Below are 6,516 nucleotides of genomic sequence, written 5' to 3'. Positions count from 1 at the left end.
AGATCTAGCCGTCGAGATGCAGGTTCTCTCCTTCAACAGTGCGCGCAATGCCGATCAGGCATCCAGCGCGCCGCGAGTACGAGTGGCTCACGCCGCATCCGCTTCGTCAGTCCCATCCACCAGTTCACCCGCTCCGGTCGGAGCAGGTTCGACAAGAAACGGATCAGTGATCGCGCCGTGAGTGTTCTGCTTGTCGGGGTCTCGCATCGAACCGCGCCCGTCCCGGTGCTCGAGCGAGTAGCTGTCACCGACACCGATCGTCCGAAGCTGATCGACAAGCTTCTGGCGTCTTCGCACATCTCCGAAGCGATGATCGTCTCCACCTGTAACCGGGTGGAGGTCTACGCGGTGGTGGACGCGTTCCACGGTGCACTCACCGAGGTCGGTGAAATCCTGGCCGACCATTCGGGTCTCGACCTGACAGCGCTGCACGCTCACGCGTACGTCCGCTACAGCGAAGCAGCCGTCGAGCACCTCTTCGCGGTGGCCAGCGGCCTCGATTCCATGGTGATCGGCGAACAGCAGATCCTCGGCCAGATCCGTTCGGCCTACGCATCTTCGGATGCGCAGCAGGCCGCCGGACGCGTCGTCCACGAACTGGCTCAGCAGGCACTGCGCGTCGGCAAGCGAGTGCATTCCGAAACCGGAATCGACTCCGCCGGAGCATCAGTCGTGTCCGTGGCTCTCGATCGTGCAGCGGGCATCATCGGTGAGGGCGGCCTGGTCGGCCGCACTGCCGTGGTTGTCGGTGCAGGCTCGATGGGCGGTCTGTCGGTTGCGCATCTCACCCGCGCCGGAATCGCACGCATCGTCGTCGTCAACCGGACACAGGAACGCGCCGAGCACCTGGCAGAGACGGCACGCTCCAACGGCGTCGACGCCGACGGTGTTGCCTTCGATCAGCTTTCGGCCGCGATGGCGCAGGCAGATGTCATGGTGACCTGTACCGGCGCGGTCGGGGCAGTGGTCACCCTGGCGGATGTGCACCGCGCACTCGCCGAGCCCGATCGCGACAACACCAAGCACCTCGTCATCTGCGACCTCGGGCTGCCGCGCGACATCGATCCCGCCGTCGCCGGCCTGCCGGGTGTGACCGTTCTCGACATGGAGACGCTGCAGCGTGATCCAGCGGCAGGCGCCGCCGCTTCCGACGCAGATGCCGCACGCACCATCGTTGCCGGTGAGCTTGCGACGTACCTCGCGGGACAGCGTCTCGCCGAGGTCACTCCGACCGTGACGGCTTTGCGTCAGCGCGCCGCCGACGTCGTCGAAGCCGAACTGATGCGACTCGATTCGCGTCTGCCCGGCCTGGACGATCCGCAGCGCGACGAGGTTGCGCGCACCGTGCGCCGCGTCGTGGACAAGCTTCTCCACGCCCCGACCGTGCGCGTCAAGCAACTGGCGTCGGCCCCCGGCGGCGACTCCTACGCAGCAGCGCTGCGCGAACTCTTCGAACTCAGCCCCGGATCTCCCGCGGCCGTGGCCACACCCACCGATCTGGTGGACGGCGACCGCACTGGAAGGGACCTGCAGGCATGAGCGTCACCACCCCTCGATCGGGGAGCCCGCTGCGGATCGGCACTCGCGGAAGTCTTCTCGCGACCACGCAGGCCGGTACCGTGCGCGATGCCCTCATTGCGGCCGGACATCCCGCCGAGTTGGTCATCATCAAGACCAAGGGCGACCAGTCCACCGATCCCGTCCAGCAGATCGGCGTCGGAGTGTTCACGGCAGAGCTTCGAGAAGCCTTGCTGGACAACCGCGTCGACGTTGCGGTGCATTCCTACAAGGACTTACCGACCGCGCAGGACCCGCGTTTCGTCATCGCGGCGATTCCGCCACGCGAAGATCCGCGTGACGCGCTCGTCGCCCGTGACGGTCTGGTCCTCGGGGAGCTTCCGGCCGGTTCCAAGGTGGGAACCTCCGCGCCGCGCCGTGTTTCGCAGCTGAAGGCACTCGGTCTCGGCCTCGACATCGTGCCGTTGCGGGGCAACCTGCAGCGCCGTCTCGGCAAGGTCGAATCCGGTGAACTCGACGCCGTGATCCTCGCTCGCGCCGGCCTGTCCCGTATCGGGCTGCTCGATCTCATCACCGAGAATATCGAGCCCGTGCAGATGCTCCCCGCTCCGGCGCAGGGTGCCCTGGCCGTCGAATGCCTTTCTGCCAATGCGGAATTGGCGGCGATCCTCGCCGAGCACGACGACGCGGGTACCCGGGCGGCAGTTACTGCCGAGCGCGCCCTGCTCGCCGAGTTGGAAGCCGGCTGCACCGCTCCGGTGGGAGCGATCGCGGAGATCGTCGAATCCCTCGACGACGACGGCAGAATCTTCGACGAACTGTCGGTACGCGGCTGCGCAGCCGCGATCGACGGTTCGGACGTCATCCGTACCGGCGCCGTGGGTGCGCCGGACAAGGCCGAGGAACTCGGCCGAGCGGTAGCGCGCGAGTTACTCGAACTCGGCGCCCGCGAGTTGATGAACGTGACTACAGGCGAGGCAGCCGATGTTTGACGCCGCACTTTGCACTTGCACCAAGTTCCCATTTCGATACAGCGCACTGGAGAATCACCGATGACCCGAGTCCGAAAGAACACTCCCGGACGGATCCTGTTCGTGGGATCGGGACCGGGCGACCCCGCCCTGCTCACCGTTCGCGCACGTGACGTCCTCACCGGCGCCGCAATGGCATTCACCGATCCGGATGTCGACAAGGGCGTCGTCGCACTCGTCGGCATCGACATGGGCCGCGACGAGGAGACCGGCGAGCTGATCGCGGACGTGCGTCCGGCACTCGGCGAGCCTGCCGAGGTTGCAAAGACATTGGTGCACGAGGCCAAGAACGGTCACGACGTCGTGCGTCTGGTCTCCGGCGACCCGCTGACCACGGATTCCGTGATCGCAGAGGTCACCGCAGTCGCCCGCACGCAGGTTCAGTTCGAGGTTCTCCCGGGTCTGCCTTCGGGTTCGGCTGTGCCGAGCTACGCCGGCATGGCGCTCGGCTCGGGTCACACCGAGGCCGACGTTCGCGGTGAAGTCGACTGGGCTGCTCTGGCCGCTGCACCGGGACCGCTTGTCCTGCACGCGACGTCCGGACATCTCGCCGAGACCGCCAGCGCGCTGGTCGAGAACGGCTTGGCCCCGCAGACGCCTGCTGCGATCACCGTCCGCGGTACCACTCGTCAGCAGCGAACCGTCGAGGCAACTCTCGCGACGCTCAACGAAGCCGGATCCGAACTGGTGGGCTCGCTCATCGTCACCGTCGGCAAGGTTGTCGCGCAGCGCAACAAGATGTCGTGGTGGGAATCGCGCGCTCTGTACGGCTGGACCGTCCTCGTGCCGCGCACCAAGGATCAGGCCGGCGAGATGAGCGACCGTCTGGTCACTCACGGAGCGATCCCGATCGAGGTTCCGACCATCGCCGTCGAGCCGCCTCGCAGCCCGGCTCAGATGGAGCGTTCGGTCAAGGGACTCGTCGACGGTCGCTACCAGTGGGTCGTCTTCACTTCCACCAATGCTGTTCGCGCAGTATGGGAGAAGTTCGAAGAGTTCGGCCTCGACGCTCGCGCCTTCTCCGGAGTGAAGATCGCCTGCATCGGTGAAGCAACCGCAGCCAAGGTGCGCTCGTTCGGCATCAACCCCGAGCTGATCCCGACCGGTGAGCAGTCCAGCGAAGGCCTGTTGGCCGAATTCGCCCCGTACGACGACGTTTTCGATCCGGTCAACCGGGTTCTGTTGCCGCGGGCGGACATTGCGACCGAAACCCTCGCAGAGGGCCTGCGCGAACGCGGTTGGGAGATCGACGACGTCACCGCCTACCGCACCGTCCGGGCAGCGCCGCCGCCGGCCGAGACCCGCGAGATGATCAAGACCGGTGGATTCGACGCCGTCTGCTTCACCTCGTCCTCGACCGTGCGCAACCTCGTCGGCATCGCCGGCAAGCCGCACGCCCGCACGTTGGTCGCGTGCATCGGCCCGAAGACGGCCGAAACCGCTATCGAGTTCGGTCTGCGCGTCGACGTGCAGCCCGAGACCTCGCAGGTGGGACCGCTGGTGGAGGCTCTCGCCGAGCATGCTGCTCGTCTGCGCGCCGAAGGTGCTTTGCCGCCCCCGCGCAAGAAGTCTCGAAGGCGCTAGCGCACCCGTGAGTGGTTGAGGAGTCTGTGGACTCCTCAACCACTCACAGGTTCCGACGAAGGAGGGCTACTTCTCGTGTTTCCCACTCATCGCCCTCGCCGGCTCCGGCGCACTCCTGCGCTCCGGCGACTCGTGGCAGAGACCTCGCTCGAACCCCGGCACCTCGTTTTGCCGATGTTCGTCGCCGACGGCATCGATGCACCGCGTGAGATCAGTTCCATGCCAGGCGTTTTCCAGCACACTCTCGATTCGCTGCGGTCCGCAGCGGTGGAAGCAGTGGAAGCCGGCGTCGGTGGCCTGATGCTGTTCGGTGTCCCGAAGGCGGAGGACAAGGATCCCCAGGGGTCCGGTGCCTCCGATCCCGACGGAATCCTCAACGTCGGATTGCGCGCTCTGGCAGACGAACTCGGCGATTCGACGGTCATCATGGCCGATACCTGCCTCGACGAGTTCACCGATCACGGCCACTGCGGCGTGTTGACTGCCGGCGGCGCTGTCGACAACGACGCGACCTTGATCCGATACGTCGAAATGGCTCTCGCACAAGCTGAATCGGGTGCGCACCTGCTCGGTCCCAGCGGCATGATGGACGGTCAGGTGGCTGCGATCCGCGGTGCACTCGATGCTTCGGGGTATGTCGATGTCGGTCAGCTCGCCTATGCCGCGAAATATGCGTCAGCGTTCTACGGGCCGTTCCGTGAAGCCGTCGGATCCTCACTGCAAGGCGACCGTCGTACGTATCAGCAGGACGGCGCCAATCGCCGCGAGTCGATGCGCGAGGTAGACCTCGACGTCGTCGAGGGCGCCGACATGGTGATGGTCAAGCCTGCAATGTCCTACCTGGACATTCTGCGTGAGACCGCCGACCGGTCCCCGGTTCCGGTCGCTGCGTACCAGATCTCGGGGGAGTACTCGATGATCACCGCGGCCGCGCAGAACGGGTGGATCGATCGGGACGCGGCGATTCTCGAATCGCTCATCAGCATTCGCCGCGCCGGTGCCGACGTGGTCCTCACGTACTGGGCGTCGGAAGTTGCCGGATGGCTGTGACGGAGTCACGCATGGTGGCTGCGCCGGTATCGACCGATACGCTGGTGTCATGACCGAGCAGTGGCCGCCGTCGCGCCAGGAACCGCCCCGCCGGGAACCTCCCTACGAGAACCAGCCGTTCGAGAATCAGCCGTACCGCGAACTCGGACCGATGCCGACGGGTCAGATCCCGGGATACGGCCCCGGTTACAACGGATACCCGGGACCTGCGCCGAAACCCGAGCCGCCGACGGACGTCGTGACTGCGATTCAGTTGTGGTGGGCTGTGACGGCGCTGGGGTTGGTCCAGGGCGGCGCGATGATCTGGATGCTGCTCGGGCAGAAGTCGATGTTCGTCGACGAGATGCTCAGAAATCAGGCAGCTGTCGACGCCGGTCTGACGCGTTCCGACGTGGAGGGCATGTTCCCACTGGTCATCGTGTTCTCTGCGGTTTTGGTCGTGATCGTCACCGCGGTGTTCCTTCTGTTCGTGCGCGCGATGAGTCGCGGCAAGAACTGGGCTCGAATGTTGCTGACGTTCTGTGGCGTCTTCATGCTGGTCTCCGCGATCCCGGTGATCTTCGGGCTCGGCGGCGACGGCGGCGCGGCCACTCTGCTGTTCGGCGGAGCGGAAATCCTGCAGGCAGTTGCTGCTGTCGGGGCGATCGTGATGATGCACCGAAAAGAGTCCAATCCGTACTTTCTTCGTTTCCCCCCGGCGGGGAACCGGTAGGTAGCTCGGGGTACTGTGAAACGGGTCACTGAAGTAGTAGGGGAGAGGTCGGACGCGATGAGTTCTCAGGAAGCCCTGCGTACGGAAAGCACCCACGACGCGCCACTGCGCCAACGTGGTTCACGCACCGAAGTGATCTTGTTCGCGATCCTCGGAGCCTCTGTTCTGGTGACACTCCTGATGCTCATGATTCCGGGCATCGTCAGCGGATAGCGCACACTTGAACCCGTGAGTATCTCTACGAAGGTCAGGCGCCCGACGGCTGTCGAGGCAGCATTCTGGCTGTGGATCGCCAGCGCGTTCCTGCTTATACTCTTCGGCCTGATCAATGTCACCAGCGCTTCGTATTCGTTGCGTGAGCAGTTCACCGATCAAGGCGTTTCGGCCGGAAACATCGACATCTACGTCACCTTCGTGCGGGTGTCAGGGCTGGTTCTGCTGTTGACCGGCCTCGCGATCGGCGGCCTCGCCGGTCCCACTCGCGCCGGACGGGCGTTGTGCCGACGGATCCTGGTCATCGTGTCCGGAGTGTTCGCGGTGCTGCAGATCGCGCTGGTCGTGGCCGGGATCAGTACCGTGCTCGCGCTGGTTGTTCCCGTCATGCTGATCTGTGCCTGCGTC

Annotated in this window: 7 protein-coding genes and 1 pseudogene; all 8 read left to right on the top strand. The window is 65.3% G+C overall.

Annotation, left to right across the window (positions count from 1 at the left end; translation table 11 throughout):
- A pseudogene (locus A2J01_RS37385) lies at positions 1-181 on the top strand (redox-sensing transcriptional repressor Rex); the annotation flags it as partial.
- Positions 178-1,539 (top strand): glutamyl-tRNA reductase, encoded by a 1,362-nt coding sequence (locus tag A2J01_RS27475; RefSeq protein WP_003941867.1) that lies wholly within the window; start codon positions 178-180, stop codon positions 1,537-1,539. The pseudogene A2J01_RS37385 and the gene A2J01_RS27475, both read left to right, overlap by 4 nt.
- Positions 1,536-2,510, top strand: coding sequence for a hydroxymethylbilane synthase (hemC, locus tag A2J01_RS27470; RefSeq protein ID WP_064113996.1), 975 nt, complete (start codon positions 1,536-1,538; stop codon positions 2,508-2,510). Before A2J01_RS27475 ends, hemC begins: the two co-directional genes overlap by 4 nt.
- A 60-nt stretch (positions 2,511-2,570) precedes the next feature.
- The gene (locus A2J01_RS27465; RefSeq protein ID WP_003941969.1) at positions 2,571-4,133 is read left to right on the top strand and encodes a uroporphyrinogen-III synthase; all 1,563 of its coding nucleotides are present in this window, start codon (positions 2,571-2,573) and stop codon (positions 4,131-4,133) included.
- 75 nt (positions 4,134-4,208) lie between these two features.
- Positions 4,209-5,183, top strand: a complete 975-nt coding sequence (gene hemB / locus A2J01_RS27460) for a porphobilinogen synthase (RefSeq protein WP_064113995.1) — start codon at positions 4,209-4,211, stop codon at positions 5,181-5,183.
- Positions 5,184-5,232: 49 nt separating this feature from the next.
- On the top strand, positions 5,233-5,895 hold the full coding sequence (locus A2J01_RS27455) for a hypothetical protein (protein WP_003942024.1): 663 nt from the start codon (positions 5,233-5,235) through the stop codon (positions 5,893-5,895).
- Between the two features lie 57 nt (positions 5,896-5,952).
- Positions 5,953-6,108, top strand: coding sequence for a hypothetical protein (locus tag A2J01_RS36635; RefSeq protein ID WP_003941930.1), 156 nt, complete (start codon positions 5,953-5,955; stop codon positions 6,106-6,108).
- A 15-nt stretch (positions 6,109-6,123) separates the two neighbouring features.
- On the top strand, positions 6,124-6,516 hold a 393-nt coding region (locus A2J01_RS27450), incomplete at its 3' end, for a hypothetical protein (protein WP_064113997.1).

It is taken from the genome of Rhodococcus sp. EPR-134 (assembly GCF_001647205.1).
In the GTDB taxonomy this organism is placed as follows: domain Bacteria; phylum Actinomycetota; class Actinomycetes; order Mycobacteriales; family Mycobacteriaceae; genus Rhodococcus_F; species Rhodococcus_F qingshengii.
This window is presented reverse-complemented; position numbering and strand designations above follow the sequence as displayed.